Raw genomic sequence first — 20,671 nt, forward strand, 5'->3', positions numbered from 1 at the left:
TTTAATCTTGCATCATAGCTAAAAGGTCCTCTCCTGTAGTGGTTGGAAGGATCCGAACTCGTTTGAGGGAATAGAGTCCATCAGCGGAGCTGGCTAGTCCATTTTTAGTGGTGAGGCCTAGTTTGTAGTCAGCTTTCTTGGCTTGGTCGATTGTGACCTGGCTGTAGCGACCAGATGGGTAGACGATAACGCTGGTATTTTGATCCAGCACCTTATCCAGCAGGCGTTTAGAAGCGACCAGCTCATTCTTTTGGGTCTCAAGACTGGAATTGGCTAGGTCTGGATGATTGACCGTATGGCTTTCAAAGGTCAAGCCAGCACTTTTCATCTCTTTGATTTGGTCAAAGGTCAGGACATTTTCTTTTTCCTTTTGGGTAAAGTCCGTGATGATATTGTTAGTGGCGGTCATCTTGTACTTCTTAAGAAGCGGATAGACGATGGTATAGAAATCCTCGACGCCATCATCAAAGGTCAACCAGACATATTTCTTTCCTTTTGGCACTTCATTTTTTGCGAGGATCCGATAGGCTTCCTCAGGTGTCAGGGTGTAATAACCTGCTTTTTTCAGGGCCTTTAGTTGGCTTTCAAAGGTCTCTGGATCGACAATCAGATTGGCATTGGCAGCTTCTGACTCGTCCATATTGTGCACTGAGTGGTACATGAGGATGGGCAGTTTGACCGGCTTTTTCACCCGAGTCCACTCGATAGAGGAACTGTGTTCATCTAGCGAGCGCGTCATGGCAGTGCCGCTGGTATTTCCGTCACTCGGCTGAGTGATCCGCTTGATTAGAAGAAAGCTACAAATAAAGATACAGACCAAGAGGAGGGCATTGATTCCAAGTAGGGCTTTGATTTTTTTAGGTACTCTTCGTTTACTCATAGTGTCACCGTTTTCATTATTTTCTTTATTGTACCACAAATTCTATGTTCTTTTCCAGAACTTGCTACAGGCAGATCCTGTCATGAAAATTCAGAATTTTTAAGGCAATTGGCTGTCAAACGCTCAAGTTTTTGTTATAATGGAGCTACTATAGAAAATTCAAGGAGTCAATAGGATGTCTGTTAAGATTGCCTTACTAGGATTTGGTACTGTTGCTAGTGGCGTACCATTTTTATTAAAAGAAAACCATGAAAAAATCACCCAGGCAGCTCAAGATGAAATCGAGATCGCTAAGGTCTTGGTTCGCGACGATGCGGAAAAGGAAAAATTACAAGCTGCCGGTCATGACTACAACTTTGTGACCAATGTCGATGAGATCATTGAAGACAAGGACATTGCCATCGTGGTCGAATTGATGGGTCGTATCGAGCCAGCGAAGACTTTTATCACCCGTGCGTTGGAAGCAGGCAAGCACGTAGTTTCTGCTAACAAAGACCTTCTTGCCGTTCATGGAAGCGAGTTGCTAGAGATCGCTCAAAAACACCAAGTGGCCCTTTATTATGAAGCTGCCGTAGCTGGTGGGATCCCAATCCTTCGGACCTTGGTAAATTCCCTAGCTTCTGACAAGGTGACCAAGGTGCTCGGTGTGGTCAATGGAACATCTAACTTCATGATGACCAAAATGGTCGAAGAAGGCTGGACCTATGAGGATGCTTTAGCAGAAGCGCAACGTCTTGGTTACGCTGAAAGTGATCCAACCAACGACGTTGAAGGAATAGATGCTGCCTACAAGATGGTGATCTTGAGCCAGTTCGCTTTTGGAATGAATATCCAATTTGACCAAGTAGGTCACAAAGGAATCAGCCAAATCACTCCTCAAGATGTCTCGGTCGCTCAAAGCCTTGGATATGTCATCAAGCTGGTCGGCTCCATCGTTGAAACAGAGTCAGGGATCGCAGCAGAAGTGACACCAACCTTCCTTCCAAAACAGCATCCACTCGCAGGAGTGAACGACGTTATGAATGCAGTCTATGTAGAATCCATCGGTATTGGGGAGTCTATGTACTACGGACCAGGTGCTGGTCAAAAACCAACTGCGACCAGTGTCGTAGCCGACCTCGTTCGCATTGTCCGTCGTCTAAAAGAAGGAACGATCGGTAAAGCCTTCAATGAATACAGCCGCCCTCTTCAATTGGCTAAGCCAGAAGACGTGAAGAACAATTATTACTTCTCAATCAAGGCACCAGATGCGACAGGTCAAATCTTGCGTCTTGCGGAAATCTTTAATGCAGAAGGAGCTTCCTTCAAGCAAATCCTCCAAGAAGACTCAGATGGTCACTATGCAAGTGTCGTCATCATTACTCACCAAGTTAACCAAACACAATTCAAGAACTTGGTTGAAAAATTGGATTCAGAGGCGAATTTCGAACTCTTGAATACCTTTAAGGTCTTGGGAGAATAAGCATGAAAATTATTGTTCCAGCAACCAGTGCCAATGTAGGGCCAGGATTTGATTCTGTTGGGATTGCCGTGACTCGCTATTTGACCATTGAAGTCCTTGAACCAGCAGATGCTTGGTTTATTGAGCATGATCTTGGAGCAGGGATTCCGACAGACGAGAAAAACCTCTTGCTCTCAACAGCCCTTTCTATCTCAACGGATATGCAGCCTCATCGGATCAAGATGACTAGTGAAGTGCCTTTGGCGCGTGGTCTTGGTTCTTCTAGCTCTGTCATTGTCGCAGGGATTGAATTGGCCAACCAATTAGCTAACCTCCAGCTATCAGATGCTGAGAAACTGCGCATCGCGACCGAGATCGAAGGTCATCCGGATAATGTAGCTCCAGCTATCTTTGGGAATATGGTCATCGCGAGCTACATCGGTGAAGATGTCCAATATGTCACAGCTGACTTTCCAACCTGTGACCTTGTGGCCTTTGTACCGAGCTACCAATTGAAGACAAGTGATAGTCGGAATGTCCTACCGAAAGAATGGTCTTATAAGGAAGCTGTTGCAGCTAGTAGCGTAGCCAATGTCGCTATCGCAGCTCTCCTCAAGGGAGATTTACTGACGGCTGGTCGCTCCATCGAGTCTGATCATTTCCACGAACGCTACCGTCAATCTCTTGTCAAAGAGTTTCCTCAGGTCAAAGAAGTCGCGCATGCGCATGGGGCTTACGCCACCTATCTGTCGGGAGCAGGCCCAACGATCATGAACCTCTTAGCGCCAGATCATACAGCAGCCTTTGTCGCAGCTCTCGAAAAACTCGGGCTAGATGGTCAGATTTTCCAACTTAAAATCGACACTTTTGGCGTTCGTGTTGAGAAATAAACCTCAATGTAACACAAATGAAAGAAGGATGTATACGAATGTATATGTCCTTTTTGCTTCTCCTATGGTAGAATGGGAATTGTATGGGAAAAAGCTCAAGCTTTCCCGAAAGTTTAGGGGGGAAAACATGAAACCAGAATATTTATATAGTATTGCTACCGATCTTGGGCTGCAATTTGATGGCGAAGCCCGTGTGATGTATGGAGAGCGTGAAGGCTTCTTGTTAGTCATTGAAGGCGCTCAAACCAAGAATGTATTTACCATTTCACTCAGTGTGAAACAAGGTTCTGAAGGAGACTTAATCGAAGATAGCGAGATTCTTTGGAATGAACTAAAAGAACAATCAAAAGCCATTAATGCCATCTCTTTTGATGGTTACTTGACCTCGATCGTCGTCAAGGGCGGAATGACCAAAGGGAAGGCTGTCGAAACCTTATGGACAGCTATCCAAGATATTGTTGATTTCTTACTTAACCACCAATTTGTGCAAGTGAATGCAGAAACGGGTGAGGAAGGACCAATCGGTCTGTATCAAATTGGAGATGCGATCTTCTTAATCGACGATGCAACCTTTAGAGCTTACCAAGCCGAAGTGCAAGACACGGTGGAGGCTTATGAAGCGCGGGAAGAAAACTTCCTCTTAGGGATTGTAGGGGCTGTGATCGGTGTGATCATCGGTGGAGCCGTTGCCCTCTTGGTAGCACGGCTTGGCTATGTATCTGTTTTGGCAGGTGCTGCCCTCGGTTATTGTACTATCAAAGGTTATGAGATCCTTGGTAAGAAATTGACTAAAAAAGGTGTGGTAGTTTCAGCTATTTTGATGGTCTTGACCGTCTTTTTGGTCAACCAATTAGATTATACTTTGGCGCTTATGAGTGAACTGGATTTGCCATTTGATATGTCCTGGACGCTTCTCAATGAAGCGACATTCTCAGGGGATGTCCCTGATAAATTTTACTTGAATCTAGCACTCTTAGCTGTCTTTACTCTTGGTGGTGCTTGGATTTCGGTCAAATCAGCTCTGGATGGACAAAAGAATCGTGCTATCGCTCGTAAAATTGCATAATAAATGGTAAAAGGAAGGCCTGAATACTATGGGCCTTCTTTTGTTTTTTAGGGTCGAAAAATAGTCGAAAATTTGGTATAATAGTTTGTATTTTATATAGAGAGAGAACAGACAGAAAGATGATTGAAGAAATGAATCAAATTCTTGAAGGGATTGATATCCGTTTTCAAGAACCATTAAAACATTATACCTATACAAAGGTAGGGGGGAATGCTGAGTTTTTAGCCTTTCCTCGCAACCAATACGAATTAAAACGCATCGTCCAATTTGCAAACCAAGAACAAATTCCATGGATGGTCCTGGGGAATTCTTCGAATATTATTGTCCGAGATGGGGGCATACCGGGATTTGTCATTATGTTTGATCGCTTGCGAGATATCAGTGTGGATGGTTATGTGGTCGAAGCAGAAGCAGGGGCAAAACTCATCGAAACGACTCATGTAGCCCTGTATCATAGTTTGAAAGGTCTTGAGTTTGCTAGTGGCATTCCAGGCAGTGTTGGTGGTGCTGTCTTTATGAATGCAGGAGCCTATGGAGGAGAGATTGCTCATGTCCTTGTATCTTGTAAGGTCTTAACCAAGGAAGGGGAAATCGAAACTCTGTCAGCGAGTGAACTAGCTTTCGGTTACCGTCATTCTAAGATTCAAGAGACAGGTGCTGTCGTCATCTCTGCCAAATTTGCTTTGTCTCCAGGCAATCACGAGCAAATCAAACAGGAGATGGAGCGTTTGACCCATCTTCGTCAGTTGAAACAACCCCTTGAATACCCTTCTTGTGGATCTGTCTTTAAGCGTCCAGTGGGCCATTTCGCTGGTCAATTAATTAGCGAGGCAGGCTTAAAAGGCTATCGAATCGGTGGTGTTGAAGTCTCTGAAAAGCATGCTGGCTTTATGGTCAATGTGGACAATGGAACAGCTAAGGACTACGAAGACCTGATCGCCTATGTCATTGAGGCAGTAGAAGCTCACTCAGGCGTCCGTTTAGAACCAGAAGTTCGTATTATCGGTCAAGCCTAAGAACGTTAGTATTGAAGAACAATTGATAGAGCAAACATCGATAGCATCAGTCGGAAAGGGGGTGAGTGCCTATCGATACCGTAAATAGGTGGGGCAGTCTAGTAAGTCCCCGAGAGGTATTGGTGGCCTGACAGGTTTTCCTGTCAGCCGCTGCGTTTTCGTTTGAAAAGCAGTTTGGTAATCGTAGTAAAGAAGGAATTTATGTGAATTGAAAAAACCAATTATTGAGTTTAAAAATGTTACAAAGGTCTTTGAAGATAGCGGAACCGTTGTCCTAAAGGATATCAATTTTGAATTGGAAGAAGGGAAGTTCTATACCCTGCTCGGTGCATCTGGATCAGGAAAATCAACTATCCTTAATATTATTGCCGGTCTTTTAGATGCTAGCTCTGGAGATGTCTACCTTGATGGGGAACGGATCAATGATGTCCCTACTAACAAGCGGGATGTCCACACCGTCTTTCAGTCCTATGCCCTGTTTCCGCATATGACGGTCTTTGAAAATGTGGCTTTTCCCCTTCGTTTGAAAAAGCTGGACAAGGCTGAGATCGAACGTCGGGTTTCAGAAGTCTTGAAAATGGTCCAGTTAGCAGGATATGAAAAACGTTCGATCCAAAAACTATCGGGTGGTCAACGTCAGCGGGTAGCTATTGCACGGGCTATTATCAATGAACCACGAGTGGTCCTTTTAGATGAGCCTTTGTCTGCACTTGACTTGAAACTTCGAACAGACATGCAGTATGAGTTGCGAGAATTGCAACAACGCTTGGGCATTACCTTTGTCTTTGTCACTCACGACCAAGAAGAAGCCCTTGCCATGAGTGACTGGATCTTTGTCATGAATGAAGGAGAGATCGTCCAATCTGGTACACCAGTTGATATCTATGATGAACCGATCAACCACTTTGTAGCGACCTTTATCGGGGAGTCCAACATCCTTTCCGGCCGTATGATCGAGGACTACTTGGTTGAGTTTAATGGCAAACGCTTTGAAGCGGTCGACGGGGGGATGCGTCCAAATGAACCAGTTGAAGTCGTCATTCGTCCAGAAGACTTGCAAATTACTCTTCCTGAAGAAGGCAAGCTCCAAGTAAAGGTGGATACCCAGCTCTTCCGTGGAGTACATTACGAGATCATTGCCTATGATGATTTGGGAAATGAGTGGATGATTCACTCCACTCGTAAGGCCATCGTGGGAGAAGTCATTGGGTTAGACTTTGAACCAGAAGATATCCACGTCATGCGTCTCAATGAAACCGAAGAAGAATTCGATGCACGGATCGAAGAGTACGTTGAAGTGGAAGAGCAAGAAGCTGGTTTGATTAATGCCATTGAGGAGGAAAGAGATGAAGAAAACAACCTCTAATCTATTTATCCTCCCCTATTTCTTGTGGATTTTTCTCTTTGTCTTGGCTCCTGTAGTCATGATTATCTTTCAATCCTTTTTTAACGTTGAAGGGCAGTTTTCACTTGAAAACTACAAAGAGTTCTTTACTTCGCAAAATCTGACTTATTTAAAGATGAGCTTTAATTCGGTCCTTTATGCCGGAATTGTCACCTTGGTGACGCTCTTGATCTCCTACCCGACTGCTTACTTTTTGACGCTTCTCAAACACCGGCAGTTGTGGTTGATGTTGATCGTCTTGCCGACCTGGGTCAATCTCTTGCTCAAGGCCTATGCCTTTATCGGAATCTTTGGTCAAAATGGCTCTATCAATAGCTTTTTAAGCTTTCTCGGAGTCGCTCCCCAGCAGATCCTCTTTACCGATTTCTCCTTTATCTTTGTAGCTAGCTACATCGAGTTGCCTTTCATGATCTTGCCGATTTTTAATGTCTTAGATGACTTAGATCCAAACTTGATCAATGCCAGCTATGATTTGGGTGCCAATCGTTGGGATACCTTCCGTCGTGTGGTCTTCCCCTTGTCCATGAATGGTGTCCGCTCAGGTGTGCAGTCTGTCTTTATTCCTAGTCTGAGTCTCTTCATGTTGACACGGATGATCGGTGGAAACCGGGTCATTACTTTGGGGACTGCGATTGAACAGCACTTCCTGACAACACAAAACTGGGGAATGGGTTCTACCATCGGAGTTGTTCTGATCCTTGCCATGCTCTTAACCATGTGGGCAACGAGAGAAAGGAGAGAACGATGAAAAAAGTATCTCATTTCTATCTAGGTTTCGTCTTTCTGATCCTCTATCTTCCGATCTTTTATTTGATCTTTTATGCTTTCAATGAAGGGGGAGATATGAATGCCTTTACTGGCTTCACACTTGAGCATTTCAATGAGTTGTTCGCAGATAGTCGCCTGATGCTGATCTTATCAGAGACTTTCCTGTTGGCCTTCTTGTCAGCCTTGATTGCGACGGTGATCGGAACCTTTGGAGCCATTTATATTTATCAATCTAAGAAGAAGCTAGAAGGACCATTGCTTTCCATTAACAACATTCTTATGGTAGCGCCAGACGTTATGATCGGGGCCAGCTTCTTGATTCTCTTTACGACGGTGAAGTACCAGCTAGGTTTCCTTTCTGTTCTGGCTAGTCACGTGGCCTTCTCGATTCCCATTGTGGTCTTGATGGTCTTGCCGCGCCTTAAGGAAATGAACCGGGATATGGTCAATGCAGCCTATGACTTGGGAGCTACCCAAGTGCAAATGCTCAAAGAGATCATGTTGCCGTATCTGACACCAGCCATCATTGCGGGCTACTTTATGGCCTTTACCTATTCGCTTGATGACTTCGCCGTGACCTTCTTTGTAACTGGAAATGGCTTTACAACCTTGTCTGTAGAGATCTACTCACGTGCCCGTCAAGGAATTTCCCTCAGTATCAATGCCTTGTCTGCCCTTGTCTTTCTCTTTAGTGTGCTCTTGGTCATCGGTTACTACTTTATTACTCGTGAAAAGGAGGAAGCAGCATGAAAAAACTTTATTCATTCCTAACTGGGATTGTCCTTGTCATTCTGGTCCTCTGGGGAATTAGCCACCAGATCGAAGCGAGCATGAATACCAAAAATAGTGACAAGCTGGTCATCTACAACTGGGGAGATTATATCGATCCAGACTTGCTCAAGGAATTCACCAAAGAAACAGGGATTCAGGTGCAATATGATACCTTTGATTCCAACGAAGCCATGTACACTAAGATCAAGCAAGGTGGAACTACCTACGATATTGCGATACCTAGTGAATACATGATTGCCAAGATGATGGATGAACATCTGGTTGAAAAGTTGGACCAATCCAAGATCAAAGGGATGGAAAATATCGATCCAAAACTCTTGAACCAATCGTTTGATCCGGGTAACCAATATTCAGTACCTTATTTCTGGGGTACCTTGGGGATTATCTACAATACCAAGATGGTCAAAAATGCTCCGGAACATTGGTCAGATCTCTGGCGTGAAGAGTACAGAAATGACATCATGATGTACGATGGTGCGCGTGAGGTCATGGGAATTGGTCTCAATACCTTGGGCTATAGCCTCAATGAAAAGGATCCAAAGAAATTGCAAGAGGCAGTAGATAAACTCTACACCTTGACACCCAACATCAAAGCTTTGGTGGCCGATGAGATGAAAGGCTATATGATCCAAAACAATGCAGCTATTGGGGTTACCTTCTCAGGAGAAGCTAGCCAAATGCTGGATGCCAATAAGGATCTTCGCTATGTCGTCCCAACGGAAGCCAGCAACCTTTGGTTTGATAACATTGTCATTCCAAAAACCGTGAAAAATAAAGAAGCAGCATATGCCTTTATTAACTTCATGCTTCGTCCTAAAAATGCGTTGAAAAATGCTCTTTATGTTGGCTACTCAACGCCAAATAAAAAAGCCAAAGCCATGTTGCCGAAAGAAATCCAAAATGATCAAGCCTTCTATCCAAGCGATGAAACACTGGACCATTTGGAAGTCTATCAACAATTAGGCAAGAAATTGCTTGGAGTCTATAACGATCTTTACCTTCAGGTCAAGATGTATCGAAAATAACACAAAAGGAACCTTCGGGTTCCTTTTTATTTGAAGATGATTTCTTTTTAGAAACTTTCCTTAAGTGAGTACGGACGTTAGGTGAAATTATCCAGTGGATGATTTCAGCAATCCAGGAAGTTCCATGACTTAGTTTTGAACCTAAAGTTTCAAAACTCCCGAGTGCTAGAAACAATGGTGTTTCTAGCACTTTTCTCACAGCGGAAAGTTTCATTATATATTTAGATACTCTACAAAAATGCAACATTTGAATTTTTAGCAACACCTAGGTGTTATTTGTAAAAAAGGATTACCTATATTCCAGAAGAACGCCGAAAGTTCTTTTATGATTGCTGCATATAGTCTCTAACTAGTGAGTTAGATTGAGATTCAAATGAAAGATGCTATAATAGTAAGGAAAGTGACTGGCCCATCCAGTCATGAAAGGAAGGATTGGAGAAGAAGAGATGAAGAGACAACTGGAATTATTTTTGATTATTCTGTTACCGATCCTAGGACTGGTTTTTCTTGGAGGAAAGATCATGCATCTAACCAAAAGACCAGAACAGAAGATAACAACCACTTCTTCAAAGAAAGTCGTACAGAAATCAAAAGAAGAAATAAAAAAAGAACAAATCGCTTTTCTCAAGGAACATGAACAAGAAATCGTCGATTTTGTGAAGGCTCAAAATCCAAAAGTCGAATCCGTTCAGATTGATTGGAACAGTATGGTAATTGAAGAGTCTGGGAATGGAACACCTCAGGGTGGTGGATACAATTTATCTATTTCTGGTAAAATTAATCAATTAAAAAACACAAAATTCTCCGTTGATTTTTACCTAGAAGATCAAAATAGCATACCAACTATCAAAAAATGGGCATGCTTAATGATATCTATATCGAGGAAAATGGTGGCTGGAAAATTTTTTCCTAAGTAAATAGAAGGATTAGTGTTAGGAGGAAGCATGAAAAGTAAAATGAAATGTACACTTAAGTTAATAGCTTTAATGCTAATTTTCACAATTATTGGAGGTTGTAGTGTAAAGCAAAAAGCTCATACGAAACAAGCACAAACTGCAACCTCTTCCTCCACTAAAGAAGATACCGCAACTGTTACTCAAAGGCAAGTCGACTTTTTAAAAAAACACGAGTCCGAAATTACGAACTACATAGAGTCGAATGATCCAGAAGTTGTTCGGGTCAAGTATGACTGGGATAGTGTGAAAGTAGGAGATAGTGGTGCTTTTACGGAATCTGGATTTGACATCCGTTTAAAGGTCTATGGGGCAAATGATAAGGAACTCAATGGTTATTCATTCTTTATTGTCCCAAAACCAAATGTTGAGAATCCAATTTCAATTGATTCAATTTCTGGTTCAAATTTTCCTTAATAAAATCAACAGATCATTCTACCTATTAAGAGGAAAGGATTCCAAAAATACTTGAGCTATGAGTCCATAATAGATCCAGAAATGATAGGTGGACATTTAAAAGAATAATCTGTACAAAATGATAGGAGGACTTATGAAAAGTCAAAGAATCATGATAATAGTTGCTTCAATTGAAGCGCTCCTAAGTATAGGAGGATGTACCGTAAATCATAAATATGATACAAAACAAGGAAAAACGAATGCTGTTTCATCTACGAAAGACCTAAAGGAAGCTATAAAGAAAAAACAACTTGACTACCTAAAAGAACACGAACAGAAGGTCATTGATTTAGTCAAAGCTCAAAGTCCAAAAGTTGAATCTGTCCAAATATATTGGGATGAAACTGAGTGGGGCGTGGCAGGAAATGGAACACCTCAAGGTGGTGACGAAATGATTCTCATTTTTGGAGGGATTAATCAAAATCCAGAATCCAGTTGGCGAGTTGATGTGGTCGTGGAGGATGGCAAAATTAATTTAAAGACGATGTCTTTGGGCCAATACTTAAGGATGGGTGGAAGAATTTTCGAATAAATTAGTTGATAGATCAATTCGAAGTGTGTAGATTGGAGAGAATTGAATGAAGAGACAAATGGAACTATTTTTGATCATTTTGTTACCGATACTAGGACTCGTTTTTCTTGGAGGAAAAATCATGACCATGACCAAAAGACCCGAACCGAAGGTAACGGCCTCATCCTCAAAGAAAGTTGTACAAAAAACAGAAGAAGAGATAAAAAAAGAACAACTGGACTACCTAAAAGAACACGAACAGAAGGTCATTGATTTAGTCAAAGCACAAAATTCAAAAGTTGAATCCGTTCAGATTGATTGGGATCATACACAATGGGGTGATGGTGGACTGACAACTCCTGAATATTATATGAGTGTTTATGGACGTATAAATCATATTGAAGAATCGGGTTGGGGAGTAGATATCCCAATTAATGAGGACAATACATTGAATCTAGATGAGATGTATATAGGATCCGACATTAATGTAGGGGGAAGATTATTTGAGTAATTGGCATTTGAGCAGTTTTGATAATCGATATGCTTCATTAGCAGAATCAGCTTACAGATATAGACCCAAAAAGTTTCCATATGAACAATTGGATCAAATTTAGGAAGAGCGTTCGAAGCTCAAATGGGAGTATGACAATGAGATCGATGCTTTCTATAAACATCAGAAAAAACTGGAATCAGTAGCAAAAAAAAATCAGTAAGGTTGTCCTTACTGATTTTTTAGTTGGTTCCGGATGATGCTGTATCTGCGCCACTGTCTGTTGCGGTGGAACCTTGGTCTTGTGCTGCAGGTGAACTGGTTTCTGTAGCGGATGAGCTATCGGTTTCTTTTTGTGAACTTGTTTCTGTATTGCTTGAATCGGTTTGCGTATTGGTATTTGTATTGGTATCTGTAGCGCTGGAGTCAGATCCCTTATCGTGGACCACGACGACGCTGGTGCTACTAGATGGTTTATCTTCTGTTTTTTGATTGTCTTTATTAAGCAGGCTCATAATGGTAAAGGAAGTGACGATAATCCCTAAAAGACTGGCAATCGTGGCGACAACTGTTTGAAATAGTGATAGGCCTTGTTTGACTTTTTCACCACGTGAGGGTCTAGAGTCTGTAGTATCCTCTGGTTTTTGGTTTTTGTTGCTTCTTGAATATTGTGACATGTTTTTTCTCTTTCTATCAAAAATTGTTTTTTAACACTTTCTTATTATAAGTCATTTTCTGAAAAATGTCTAAAAAGAACTGAATTTTATGGAGTGATTTTACCTCATCTCTCTTTATCAAATCCTTGTCCCAAGCGGTTAGAAATGATAAAATAGAAGTTACGTAAAAAGAAAGTGATGGATGCGTAGGACATGATTTATTTTGACAATTCAGCAACGACCAAACCTTATCCAGAGGCCCTTGCGACCTATACAGAAGTAGCGACACGGATCTGGGGCAACCCTTCTAGTTTGCACAATCTAGGTAGTCAAGCTACTCGTATTTTAGAGGCTTCTAGAAAACAGATTGCAGAGTTAATTGGTAAGAAAGCTGAAGAAATTTACTTCACGTCTGGTGGGACCGAAGGGGACAACTGGATCCTCAAGGGTGTCGCCTTTGAGAAAGCTCCTTATGGCAAGCATATCATTGTCTCTGACATCGAGCATCCTGCCATTAAGGAATCGGCTGATTGGTTAAGGACGCAGGGATTCGAAGTAGATTATGCGCCAGTGGATGCGCGTGGCTTTGTCAAAGTGGATGCCTTGGCTAGTCTTCTCCGTCCGGATACGACCTTGGTCTCTGTCATGGCTGTCAACAATGAGATTGGCTCCATCCAGCCCATCCATGAAATTGCGGCTCTCCTAGAGGATCGTCCAACGATTAGTTTCCATGTCGATGCGGTTCAAGCTTTAGCCAAGGTAGCAACAGAAGTTTATCTACCAGAGCGCGTGGACTTTGCGACCTTCTCTAGTCATAAATTCCATGGTCTTCGTGGAGTTGGCTTTGTCTACATCAAAGAAGGCAAAAAGATCACACCCCTCTTAACGGGTGGAGGTCAAGAAAAAGAAATGCGCTCGACAACTGAGAACGTGGCAGGGATCGCAGCAACAGCAAAAGCCCTACGCTTAGCTATGGAAAACCAAGAAGCTTTTGCCAGCAAGACCCAGCAGATGAAAGAAGTCATCCGCAAAGAATTGGCCAACTATCCAGATGTCACCATCTTTTCTGGCGAGGATCATTTTGCGCCTCACATCTTGACTTTCGGAATCAAAGGAGTTCGTGGAGAAGTAGTGGTCCATGCCTTTGAAGAGTTTGATATTTACATCTCGACCACCAGTGCTTGCTCGTCCAAAGCTGGAAAACCAGCTGGTACCTTGATTGCTATGGGAGTGGACAAGAGTATCGCTCAGACAGCTGTTCGCTTGAGTCTCGACCTTGAAAATGACATGAGCCAAGTCGAGCAATTCTTGACCAAGTTCAAACTGATTTACGAACAAACACGAAAAGTACGTTAATTTTAGAAGGAAATCAATATGACCTTAACCTATTCAGAAATTATGATTCGCTATGGAGAGCTTTCTACTAAAGGGAAGAACCGCATGCGTTTCATCAATAAACTTCGCAATAATATCCAAGATGTTTTATCTATTTATCCGGCTGTCAAAGTGACAGCGGACCGCGATCGGGCCCATGCTTATCTACATGGGACGGATTATGAGCCGGTTGCAGAATCCCTCAAGCAGGTTTTTGGAATCCAAAATTTTTCACCTGTTTACAAGATTGAAAAATCAGTGCCAGCCTTAAAAGCAGCGGTGCAAGAGATTATGAAGGAGATTTACAAGGACGGCTTGACCTTTAAAATCTCAAGTAAGCGTAGCGATCACACTTTTGAACTCGATAGTCGCGAGCTCAACCAAACCTTGGGTGGTGCGGTCTTTGAAGCGATCCCAACCATCCAAGCTCAGATGAAAAAACCAGATATCAACTTGCAAGTTGAAATTCGGGAAGAAGCAGCCTACATCTCTTATGAAACCATTAAGGGAGCAGGTGGCCTTCCTGTTGGTACGTCTGGCAAGGGCATGCTCATGCTTTCTGGTGGGATCGACTCTCCAGTAGCTGGTTACCTAGCCTTGAAGCGTGGAGTGGATATCGAGGCGGTTCACTTTGCTAGCCCACCTTATACCAGTCCAGGTGCTCTTAAAAAGGCCCATGACTTAACACGGAAGTTGACCAAGTTTGGGGGCAATATCCAATTTATCGAGGTACCCTTCACAGAGATCCAAGAGGAAATCAAGGCAAAAGCGCCAGAAGCTTACCTCATGACTTTGACCCGTCGCTTTATGATGCGCATTACAGACCGTATTCGCGAGGTTCGCGGTGGTTTGGTGATTATCAATGGTGAAAGCTTGGGACAAGTGGCTAGCCAAACCTTAGAGAGTATGCAGGCCATCAATGCAGTGACCAATACGCCGGTTATCCGTCCGGTGGTGACCATGGACAAATTGGAAATCATCGATATTGCTCAAGCCATTGATACCTTTGAAATTTCTATCCAGCCATTCGAAGATTGTTGTACCATCTTTGCACCGGATCGTCCAAAGACGAATCCGAAACTCAAAAATGCGGAGCAGTATGAGCAACGGATGGATGTGGAAGCTTTGGTTGAGCGTGCGGTAGCAGGAATCATCGTAACAGAGATCACACCAAAAGCAGAAAAAGATGAGGTCGATGACCTGATCGAGGATTTGCTATAGGAGAGACTGGGAGTATCCAGCCTCTTTTTCTAACCAACTTAAAGGAGACAAAATGAAAAAAGTTATCGTTTTAATGACAAGTTTGCTTCTGTTGACAGGCTGTGTTAAAGTATCATTTACTGGCCCGAAAAAAGAAGAAAAGACCAGCCAGTCAACCAGCAGTAAAAAAGAACCCCTCACATTTGTCAGAGCCGACCAGTACAAAGATCAGGACAACGAAGTCCTGGAAGCATCTGAAAAATTTATCAAGGAACATCCAACGCTTGGAGAACCAGGAAAATTATTTGTCTTTTTCCCAGGCTATACCTTTGGAAATGAGGAAAACCGCTTCGCCTTGTTCTTTATCGTGAATCGTACCACCACAACCATCGATCGTGATGGATCCTTTGTTCTAAATTTGGAATATGATGGAGAGCCACTTTTTAAAGATGTCACAGTGGACTATGAAGTGAGCGAATCAGGGGTGTTGAAACCCAATACGGCTGCAGCCATTCCTATCAAAATCACCAAGGAACAAGAAGAAAAGATGAAGAGCATGAACGATTCGTCTAAAGCAAAAATGAGCTTCAATGACTTTAAATTTAAGGATAAGTAGATGAAAGCCGGTTTTGAATGCGATCTTAAACTACAAGATAAAAAAATAGATTTTTCAAAGAAAATTCGCTTTCAAAGCGCAAAAATACTTGTCTTTGTCTGATAGAAGTGATATACTTAGAGAGTTGACTATGCACATGCCTGTGCAACCGCTCGAACATCGTCGCTCATTTCCATGAGAGTAAGTGGTTCGTCCCACGATGCTAGGCGAGTCTTCACAAAAATACGGGGAAACCCAAAAATACATAGGAGGTGCATAATGAGCACATACGCAATCATTAAAACTGGCGGAAAACAAGTTAAAGTTGAAGTTGGTCAAGCAGTCTACGTTGAAAAATTGAACGTTGAAGCTGGTCAAGAAGTTACATTTAACGAAGTTGTTCTTGTTGGTGGTGAAAACACTGTTGTCGGAACTCCACTTGTTTCAGGAGCTACTGTTGTTGGAACTGTTGAAAAACAAGGAAAACAAAAGAAAGTTGTTACTTACAAGTACAAACCTAAAAAAGGTAGCCACCGTAAACAAGGTCACCGTCAACCTTACACTAAAGTTGTCATCAACGCTATCAACGCTTAATTTTTAGGAGAACACATGATACAAGCAGTCTTTGAACGAGCCGAAGATGGCGAGCTGAGGAGTGCAGAAATCACTGGGCACGCTGGAAGCGGTGAATATGGCTTTGATGTCGTGTGTGCATCGGTTTCGACTCTAGCCATTAACTTTGTCAACTCTGTTGAGAAATTTGCAGGCTACGAACCGGATCTAGAATTAAACGAAGAAGAAGGTGGCTTCCTTCGGGTCACAATCCCGACAGATATTCCACCACATCAAAGAGAAATGACCCAACTATTCTTTGAATCATTTTTCTTAGGGATGGCAAACTTATCGGAGAACTCTTCAGAGTTCGTCCAAACAAGAGTTATCACAGAAAACTAACATGGAGGAAAACAATTATGTTGAAATTGAATCTTGCTAACTTGCAACTTTTCGCCCACAAAAAAGGTGGAGGTTCTACATCAAACGGACGTGATTCACAAGCAAAACGTCTTGGAGCTAAAGCAGCTGATGGACAAACTGTAACAGGTGGATCTATCCTTTACCGTCAACGCGGAACACACATCTACCCAGGTGTGAACGTTGGACGTGGTGGAGACGATACTTTGTTCGCAAAAGTTGAAGGCGTAGTACGCTTCGAACGTAAAGGTCGCGATAAAAAACAAGTTTCTGTTTACCCAATCGCAAAATAAAAAGGTTTTCTAAACCTTTTTGTCCCGAGCCTGATCTAAAGGTGAGGAAGCTAGAAATAGCAAAATGAAAGCTTTCTGATTTATCAGAAGGCTTTTTTCTTTTATTTATTTAAAAATATCATGTTTACTCCTGTTAATATAATGTTTGAATTTGTGTTTTTTGAAAAATGTAGTATAATAGAGACAAATATAGTAGGAATGGAAGTAGTACCATGAAAGATAGCAGACATGTTGAAATTCTTCAGGAACTGGATCGAAAAAGTGTGGTATCAGTCAAAGAACTCAAGGAACTCTTTGGGGTGACAGACATGACCATTCGTCGCGATCTGATCGATCTTGAAAAACAAGGTCTTTTAGTTCGTGTACATGGTGGAGCCCACAAAAAGGTAAAAGATAGTTTGTTAGAGGCTTCTCACAGTGAGAAAAATCTCATCAATATTGATGAGAAACGAACCATTGCAAAAAAATGTGCAGACTTGATCGAAAATGGGGATACCGTTTTTATTGGGTCTGGTACGACAACAGATTTTATCGGCGACTATTTAGACGGAAAGGAAATCAGTATCGTCACCAATTCCCTCCCCATTTTTGAAAAGCTAAAGGATTTTCCAAATTATGACCTGATCTTAGTTGGTGGTCGCTACCGGGTGAAGACACAAACCTTTGTCGGTCAATTTGCCAATAAACTCTTGAAAGAAATCAAGGTTTCTAAGGCCTTCATCGGGGTGAATGGAATCGATGGCCATAGTGTCTCCACAGCTAATGAAGAAGAAGGAAATGGCAATGCCATTATTCTGAACAATGCGATAGAGAAATATGTGGTAGCTGATAACAGCAAGTTTGATAGTTATTCCTTCTACAGTTTCTATCGTGTGGAAGATCTGAATGCCATTATTACCGATGATAGCATTCCAAAGAAGATCAAAGACAAGTACGGCTTTTATACGAAAATCATTTAAGATCAAGAGGCTGGGACAAAAGTCCTAGCCTCTCAATTATTTTTGGTTTGTCGAGCAAGACGCAGTGGTTGAGTGGGCTCTACTACGCTGATTTTATCAGCTTTTACAGCCCTACTCAACTGTGTGGAGGTGGGACGACGAAATCGAATTCTAACGAATTACCGATTTCTGTCCCACTCTCTTTTTACTGATTTAATGATGTTGGAAAATGACGGATAGAAAGCGCTTTAGAGTAATATATAAACAAAAATAAACAAATCTAGACAAAAAAAGATTGACAATCAATCAATATAGTGATATACTGAAGCTATAAATAAATAGTTAGATAAGGAGGTGGCAACAATGGGATTAAATCAACTCTTTAACAAAGATCTTGTGTTTTGCCTACATGCCAAGGATCAAACAGATCTCTTTGAGCAGGTAGCAAGCTTACTTGAAGAGCGACAGATTGTGACACCAACCTATCGTTCCGCTTTGATTGAGCGTGAAAAGTCTTTCCCGACTGGATTAGACATGGAATTTCTTGGTAAGGACTTACCAAATGTGGCGATCCCGCATACTGACATTGTCCATAATCTCACTGAGAATGTGGTCGTGGTTCGTTTGGATCAACCGGTAACCTTCCATAATATGATTGCTCCAGATAAGGAAGTTCAAGTTTCACTTTTATTCTTCATTATCAACAATTCAAGCTCAAGCCAAACCAATATTTTGGCCCAGCTGATGGATTTCTTTACATCCAATGGAAATCTCGAAGCTCTATCAAAATTAGATAGTGAAGATAAGCTTTATCAATACATTACGGAAACTATTTCCTAAAACATTCGTAAATATTTATAATGGAGGACATCCAAATGATTAAAATTTTAGCTGCCTGTGGTGCAGGTGTTAACTCTAGCCACCAAATTAAGAATGCGTTGGAAGAAGAGTTGTCAAACCGTGGTTATGATGTGCGTTGTGACGCTGTCATGGTCAAAGATGTCAATGAAGATTTGATTTCAGGTTATGATATCTTTACTCCAATTGCTGCAACTGATTTGGGATTTGATCCTGGTATTCCAGTGGTAGAAGCAGGACCAATTTTATTCCGTATTCCAGCGATGAGTGCGCCAGTCTTTGATAACATCGAAGCTGCCATTAAAGAACATGGATTAAGTTAATATTTTTTTAAACAAGTTTGTAAGCGTTATCCAATGATAAAATTGGGAACACTTTATGCCGTAAATTACAAAAAAATTATAAATCGGGAGGATTTATTATGAATGGCATTATTGATTTTGCCAATAAATTTTTCAAACCCATCCTAGACATGGGTGCTCCGATCATCATGTTGATCGTCTTGACTTTATTGGCTCTCTTGTTTGGAGTGAAATTCTCTAAAGCTCTTGAAGGTGGTATTAAACTTGCCATCGCCCTTACTGGTATCGGTGCCATCATCGGTATGTTGAATGGAGCTTTCTCAGCGTCTCTTGCAAAATTTGTTGAGAACACAGGTATTCAATTGAATATCACTGACGTTGGTTGGGCACCTCTTGCGACCATCACTTGGGGGTCTGCCTGGACACTTTACTTCTTGTTGATTATGTTGATCGTCAACGTTATCATGCTTGCGATCAAGAAGACTGATACACTTGACGTCGATATCTTCGATATCTGGCACTTGTCTATCACTGGTCTTTTGATCAAATGGTATGCGGACAACAACGGTGTCAGCCAAGGTTTATCACTCTTCTTGGCAACTCTTGCAGTTGTCCTTGTAGGGATTATGAAAATCATCAACTCAGACTTGATGAAACCAACATTTGATGATCTTTTGAATGCACCAAGTTCATCACCTATGACTTCAACTCACATGAACTACATGATGAACCCAATCATCATGGTCTTGGATAAAATCTTTGACAAATTCTTCCCAGGTCTTGATAAATACGACTTCGACGCTGCTAAGTTGAACAAGAAGATCGGTTTCTGGGGATCTAAATTCTTTATCGGTTTCCTTCTTGGTATCGTCATCGGTATCATGGGTACTCCACATCCAGTAGCTGGTGTCCCAGATGCTGCCAAATGGGAATTGGTTATTAAAGGTTGGTTGAGCCTTGGTTTGACTGCCGGTGTCTGCTTGGAATTGTTCTCATTGATCGGTTCTTGGTTCATCGCAGCGGTAGAACCATTGTCACAAGGTATTACAAACGTTGCTACTAAACGTCTTCAAGGACGTAAATTCAACATCGGTTTGGACTGGCCATTTATCGCTGGTCGTGCTGAAATCTGGGCTTGTGCGAACGTACTTGCACCAATCATGTTGATCGAAGCAGTGCTTCTTTCTAAAGTCGGAAATGGTATCTTGCCACTTGCAGGTATCATCGCTATGGGTGTGACTCCAGCCTTGTTGGTTGTAACACGCGGTAAATTGATCCGTATGATCATCTTCGGAAGCCTTCTCTTGCCACTCTTCCTTCTTTCAGGAACATTGATTGCACCATTTGCAACTCAATTGGCTAAGAGTGTTGATGCCTTCCCTAAAGGGGTAGCTTCTACTCAATTGATCACTCACTCAACACTTGAAGGACCAGTTGAAAAATTGCTCGGTTGGACAATCGGTAACGCAACAACTGGTGATATCAAAGCTATCCTTGGTGTAGTTGTCTTCTTGGCATTCTATATCGGAATCTTCGCTTGGTACAGAAAACAAATGATCAAACGTAACGAAGAATATGCTGCAAATGCAAAATAATCGTCATATGTAGTTTGAAAACTGACACCATATCTGTTGTGGATATGGTGTTTTTATTTTAAAAAATGTTCGAAAATAAACAATTTAATGTTGACTTTCGTTCAAAATAGGTGTAATATAATATCAAAAGTAAGAAAATGTTCCTTTGTGAAAAATTAACAACAGGGACATTTGCTGAAACGAACAAAAGGAGGA

At 41.9% G+C, this 20,671-nt stretch carries 23 protein-coding genes, 1 pseudogene and 1 other annotated feature; of the genes and pseudogenes, 22 read left to right on the forward strand and 2 right to left on the reverse strand.

Annotation, left to right across the window (positions count from 1 at the left end):
- Position 1: 1 nt before the first annotated feature.
- Positions 2–880 (reverse strand): polysaccharide deacetylase family protein, encoded by an 879-nt coding sequence (locus tag O3629_RS05220; protein ID WP_049475047.1) that lies wholly within the window; start codon positions 878–880, stop codon positions 2–4.
- A gap of 175 nt (positions 881–1,055) precedes the next feature.
- On the opposite strand from O3629_RS05220, the gene O3629_RS05225 reads away from it, so the two are divergent.
- The 12 genes and pseudogenes from O3629_RS05225 to O3629_RS05280 all read left to right on the forward strand — a co-directional run bounded on the left by O3629_RS05225 (position 1,056) and on the right by O3629_RS05280 (position 11,714).
- Complete coding sequence (locus tag O3629_RS05225; protein WP_049475044.1) at positions 1,056–2,342, forward strand: homoserine dehydrogenase; 1,287 nt, start codon at positions 1,056–1,058, stop codon at positions 2,340–2,342.
- Between the two features lie 2 nt (positions 2,343–2,344).
- Positions 2,345–3,211 carry a homoserine kinase gene (gene thrB, locus O3629_RS05230; protein WP_049475043.1) on the forward strand — a complete coding sequence of 289 codons (867 nt, stop codon included), beginning with the start codon at positions 2,345–2,347 and terminating at the stop codon, positions 3,209–3,211.
- A gap of 127 nt (positions 3,212–3,338) precedes the next feature.
- Positions 3,339–4,277: a hypothetical protein gene (locus O3629_RS05235; RefSeq protein ID WP_371608827.1), complete on the forward strand. Its 939-nt coding sequence runs from the start codon at positions 3,339–3,341 to the stop codon at positions 4,275–4,277.
- Between the two features lie 119 nt (positions 4,278–4,396).
- The gene (gene murB, locus O3629_RS05240) at positions 4,397–5,293 is read left to right on the forward strand and encodes a UDP-N-acetylmuramate dehydrogenase (protein ID WP_371608828.1); all 897 of its coding nucleotides are present in this window, start codon (positions 4,397–4,399) and stop codon (positions 5,291–5,293) included.
- 208 nt (positions 5,294–5,501) lie between these two features.
- A complete protein-coding gene (locus O3629_RS05245; protein ID WP_371468919.1) occupies positions 5,502–6,659 on the forward strand; it encodes an ABC transporter ATP-binding protein in 1,158 nt (385 codons plus the stop codon).
- Positions 6,640–7,446 (forward strand): ABC transporter permease, encoded by an 807-nt coding sequence (locus O3629_RS05250; protein ID WP_061590835.1) that lies wholly within the window; start codon positions 6,640–6,642, stop codon positions 7,444–7,446. The genes O3629_RS05245 and O3629_RS05250 overlap by 20 nt, the downstream gene beginning before the upstream one ends.
- Positions 7,443–8,216, forward strand: coding sequence for an ABC transporter permease (locus O3629_RS05255; protein WP_009731236.1), 774 nt, complete (start codon positions 7,443–7,445; stop codon positions 8,214–8,216). Before O3629_RS05250 ends, O3629_RS05255 begins: the two co-directional genes overlap by 4 nt.
- A complete protein-coding gene (locus tag O3629_RS05260) occupies positions 8,213–9,283 on the forward strand; it encodes a PotD/PotF family extracellular solute-binding protein (protein WP_371608829.1) in 1,071 nt (356 codons plus the stop codon). The genes O3629_RS05255 and O3629_RS05260 overlap by 4 nt, the downstream gene beginning before the upstream one ends.
- Before the next feature lie 419 nt (positions 9,284–9,702).
- A pseudogene (locus tag O3629_RS05265) lies at positions 9,703–10,196 on the forward strand (hypothetical protein).
- Between the two features lie 31 nt (positions 10,197–10,227).
- Positions 10,228–10,653, forward strand: a complete 426-nt coding sequence (locus O3629_RS05270) for a hypothetical protein (RefSeq protein ID WP_371608830.1) — start codon at positions 10,228–10,230, stop codon at positions 10,651–10,653.
- Between the two features lie 133 nt (positions 10,654–10,786).
- On the forward strand, positions 10,787–11,224 hold the full coding sequence (locus O3629_RS05275) for a lipoprotein BUG3 (RefSeq protein ID WP_371608831.1): 438 nt from the start codon (positions 10,787–10,789) through the stop codon (positions 11,222–11,224).
- A gap of 46 nt (positions 11,225–11,270) precedes the next feature.
- Complete coding sequence (locus tag O3629_RS05280) at positions 11,271–11,714, forward strand: hypothetical protein (RefSeq protein ID WP_371608832.1); 444 nt, start codon at positions 11,271–11,273, stop codon at positions 11,712–11,714.
- Positions 11,715–11,935: 221 nt separating this feature from the next.
- On the opposite strand, the gene O3629_RS05285 is transcribed toward O3629_RS05280, so the two are convergent.
- Positions 11,936–12,370, reverse strand: a complete 435-nt coding sequence (locus tag O3629_RS05285) for a DUF6556 family protein (protein ID WP_371608833.1) — start codon at positions 12,368–12,370, stop codon at positions 11,936–11,938.
- Between the two features lie 192 nt (positions 12,371–12,562).
- Here O3629_RS05285 and O3629_RS05290 point away from each other — a divergent pair, with 192 nt between their 5' ends.
- The 10 genes from O3629_RS05290 (at position 12,563) to O3629_RS05335 (ending at position 20,476) form a co-directional block, all read left to right on the forward strand.
- Positions 12,563–13,705: a cysteine desulfurase family protein gene (locus tag O3629_RS05290; protein WP_371608834.1), complete on the forward strand. Its 1,143-nt coding sequence runs from the start codon at positions 12,563–12,565 to the stop codon at positions 13,703–13,705.
- Between the two features lie 18 nt (positions 13,706–13,723).
- Positions 13,724–14,944 (forward strand): tRNA uracil 4-sulfurtransferase ThiI, encoded by a 1,221-nt coding sequence (gene thiI, locus O3629_RS05295; RefSeq protein WP_049499090.1) that lies wholly within the window; start codon positions 13,724–13,726, stop codon positions 14,942–14,944.
- A gap of 52 nt (positions 14,945–14,996) precedes the next feature.
- The gene (locus O3629_RS05300) at positions 14,997–15,539 is read left to right on the forward strand and encodes a hypothetical protein (RefSeq protein ID WP_371608835.1); all 543 of its coding nucleotides are present in this window, start codon (positions 14,997–14,999) and stop codon (positions 15,537–15,539) included.
- 136 nt (positions 15,540–15,675) lie between these two features.
- Positions 15,676–15,763, forward strand: a sequence feature (ribosomal protein L21 leader region).
- 34 nt (positions 15,764–15,797) lie between these two features.
- A complete protein-coding gene (rplU, locus tag O3629_RS05305; protein WP_003007734.1) occupies positions 15,798–16,112 on the forward strand; it encodes a 50S ribosomal protein L21 in 315 nt (104 codons plus the stop codon).
- A 15-nt stretch (positions 16,113–16,127) separates the two neighbouring features.
- Entirely contained in the window at positions 16,128–16,472 is a 345-nt protein-coding gene (locus O3629_RS05310; protein ID WP_003002581.1) for a ribosomal-processing cysteine protease Prp, read from the forward strand.
- Positions 16,473–16,489: 17 nt separating this feature from the next.
- The gene (rpmA, locus tag O3629_RS05315; RefSeq protein WP_003002805.1) at positions 16,490–16,783 is read left to right on the forward strand and encodes a 50S ribosomal protein L27; all 294 of its coding nucleotides are present in this window, start codon (positions 16,490–16,492) and stop codon (positions 16,781–16,783) included.
- A gap of 212 nt (positions 16,784–16,995) precedes the next feature.
- On the forward strand, positions 16,996–17,742 hold the full coding sequence (locus O3629_RS05320; RefSeq protein ID WP_371608836.1) for a DeoR/GlpR family DNA-binding transcription regulator: 747 nt from the start codon (positions 16,996–16,998) through the stop codon (positions 17,740–17,742).
- A gap of 342 nt (positions 17,743–18,084) precedes the next feature.
- Positions 18,085–18,561 (forward strand): PTS sugar transporter subunit IIA, encoded by a 477-nt coding sequence (locus O3629_RS05325; protein WP_003007730.1) that lies wholly within the window; start codon positions 18,085–18,087, stop codon positions 18,559–18,561.
- Positions 18,562–18,596: 35 nt separating this feature from the next.
- Positions 18,597–18,902, forward strand: coding sequence for a PTS sugar transporter subunit IIB (locus O3629_RS05330; RefSeq protein ID WP_003002828.1), 306 nt, complete (start codon positions 18,597–18,599; stop codon positions 18,900–18,902).
- A 98-nt stretch (positions 18,903–19,000) separates the two neighbouring features.
- Entirely contained in the window at positions 19,001–20,476 is a 1,476-nt protein-coding gene (locus O3629_RS05335; RefSeq protein ID WP_049474601.1) for a PTS transporter subunit IIC, read from the forward strand.
- Positions 20,477–20,671 lie beyond the last annotated feature (195 nt).

The organism is Streptococcus sp. 27098_8_12 (assembly GCF_041432115.1).
Taxonomy (GTDB): Bacteria; Bacillota; Bacilli; order Lactobacillales; family Streptococcaceae; genus Streptococcus; species Streptococcus parasanguinis_V.

Coding starts and splice junctions, on each gene's coding strand:
- O3629_RS05220 (WP_049475047.1), bottom strand. CDS start 880: ATGAGTAAACGAAGAGTACCTAAAAAAATCAAAGCCCTACTTGGAATC.
- O3629_RS05225 (WP_049475044.1), top strand. CDS start 1,056: ATGTCTGTTAAGATTGCCTTACTAGGATTTGGTACTGTTGCTAGTGGC.
- thrB (WP_049475043.1), top strand. CDS start 2,345: ATGAAAATTATTGTTCCAGCAACCAGTGCCAATGTAGGGCCAGGATTT.
- O3629_RS05235 (WP_371608827.1), top strand. CDS start 3,339: ATGAAACCAGAATATTTATATAGTATTGCTACCGATCTTGGGCTGCAA.
- murB (WP_371608828.1), top strand. CDS start 4,397: ATGATTGAAGAAATGAATCAAATTCTTGAAGGGATTGATATCCGTTTT.
- O3629_RS05250 (WP_061590835.1), top strand. CDS start 6,640: ATGAAGAAAACAACCTCTAATCTATTTATCCTCCCCTATTTCTTGTGG.
- O3629_RS05255 (WP_009731236.1), top strand. CDS start 7,443: ATGAAAAAAGTATCTCATTTCTATCTAGGTTTCGTCTTTCTGATCCTC.
- O3629_RS05260 (WP_371608829.1), top strand. CDS start 8,213: ATGAAAAAACTTTATTCATTCCTAACTGGGATTGTCCTTGTCATTCTG.
- O3629_RS05270 (WP_371608830.1), top strand. CDS start 10,228: ATGAAAAGTAAAATGAAATGTACACTTAAGTTAATAGCTTTAATGCTA.
- O3629_RS05275 (WP_371608831.1), top strand. CDS start 10,787: ATGAAAAGTCAAAGAATCATGATAATAGTTGCTTCAATTGAAGCGCTC.
- O3629_RS05280 (WP_371608832.1), top strand. CDS start 11,271: ATGAAGAGACAAATGGAACTATTTTTGATCATTTTGTTACCGATACTA.
- O3629_RS05285 (WP_371608833.1), bottom strand. CDS start 12,370: ATGTCACAATATTCAAGAAGCAACAAAAACCAAAAACCAGAGGATACT.
- O3629_RS05290 (WP_371608834.1), top strand. CDS start 12,563: ATGATTTATTTTGACAATTCAGCAACGACCAAACCTTATCCAGAGGCC.
- thiI (WP_049499090.1), top strand. CDS start 13,724: ATGACCTTAACCTATTCAGAAATTATGATTCGCTATGGAGAGCTTTCT.
- O3629_RS05300 (WP_371608835.1), top strand. CDS start 14,997: ATGAAAAAAGTTATCGTTTTAATGACAAGTTTGCTTCTGTTGACAGGC.
- rplU (WP_003007734.1), top strand. CDS start 15,798: ATGAGCACATACGCAATCATTAAAACTGGCGGAAAACAAGTTAAAGTT.
- O3629_RS05310 (WP_003002581.1), top strand. CDS start 16,128: ATGATACAAGCAGTCTTTGAACGAGCCGAAGATGGCGAGCTGAGGAGT.
- rpmA (WP_003002805.1), top strand. CDS start 16,490: ATGTTGAAATTGAATCTTGCTAACTTGCAACTTTTCGCCCACAAAAAA.
- O3629_RS05320 (WP_371608836.1), top strand. CDS start 16,996: ATGAAAGATAGCAGACATGTTGAAATTCTTCAGGAACTGGATCGAAAA.
- O3629_RS05325 (WP_003007730.1), top strand. CDS start 18,085: ATGGGATTAAATCAACTCTTTAACAAAGATCTTGTGTTTTGCCTACAT.
- O3629_RS05330 (WP_003002828.1), top strand. CDS start 18,597: ATGATTAAAATTTTAGCTGCCTGTGGTGCAGGTGTTAACTCTAGCCAC.
- O3629_RS05335 (WP_049474601.1), top strand. CDS start 19,001: ATGAATGGCATTATTGATTTTGCCAATAAATTTTTCAAACCCATCCTA.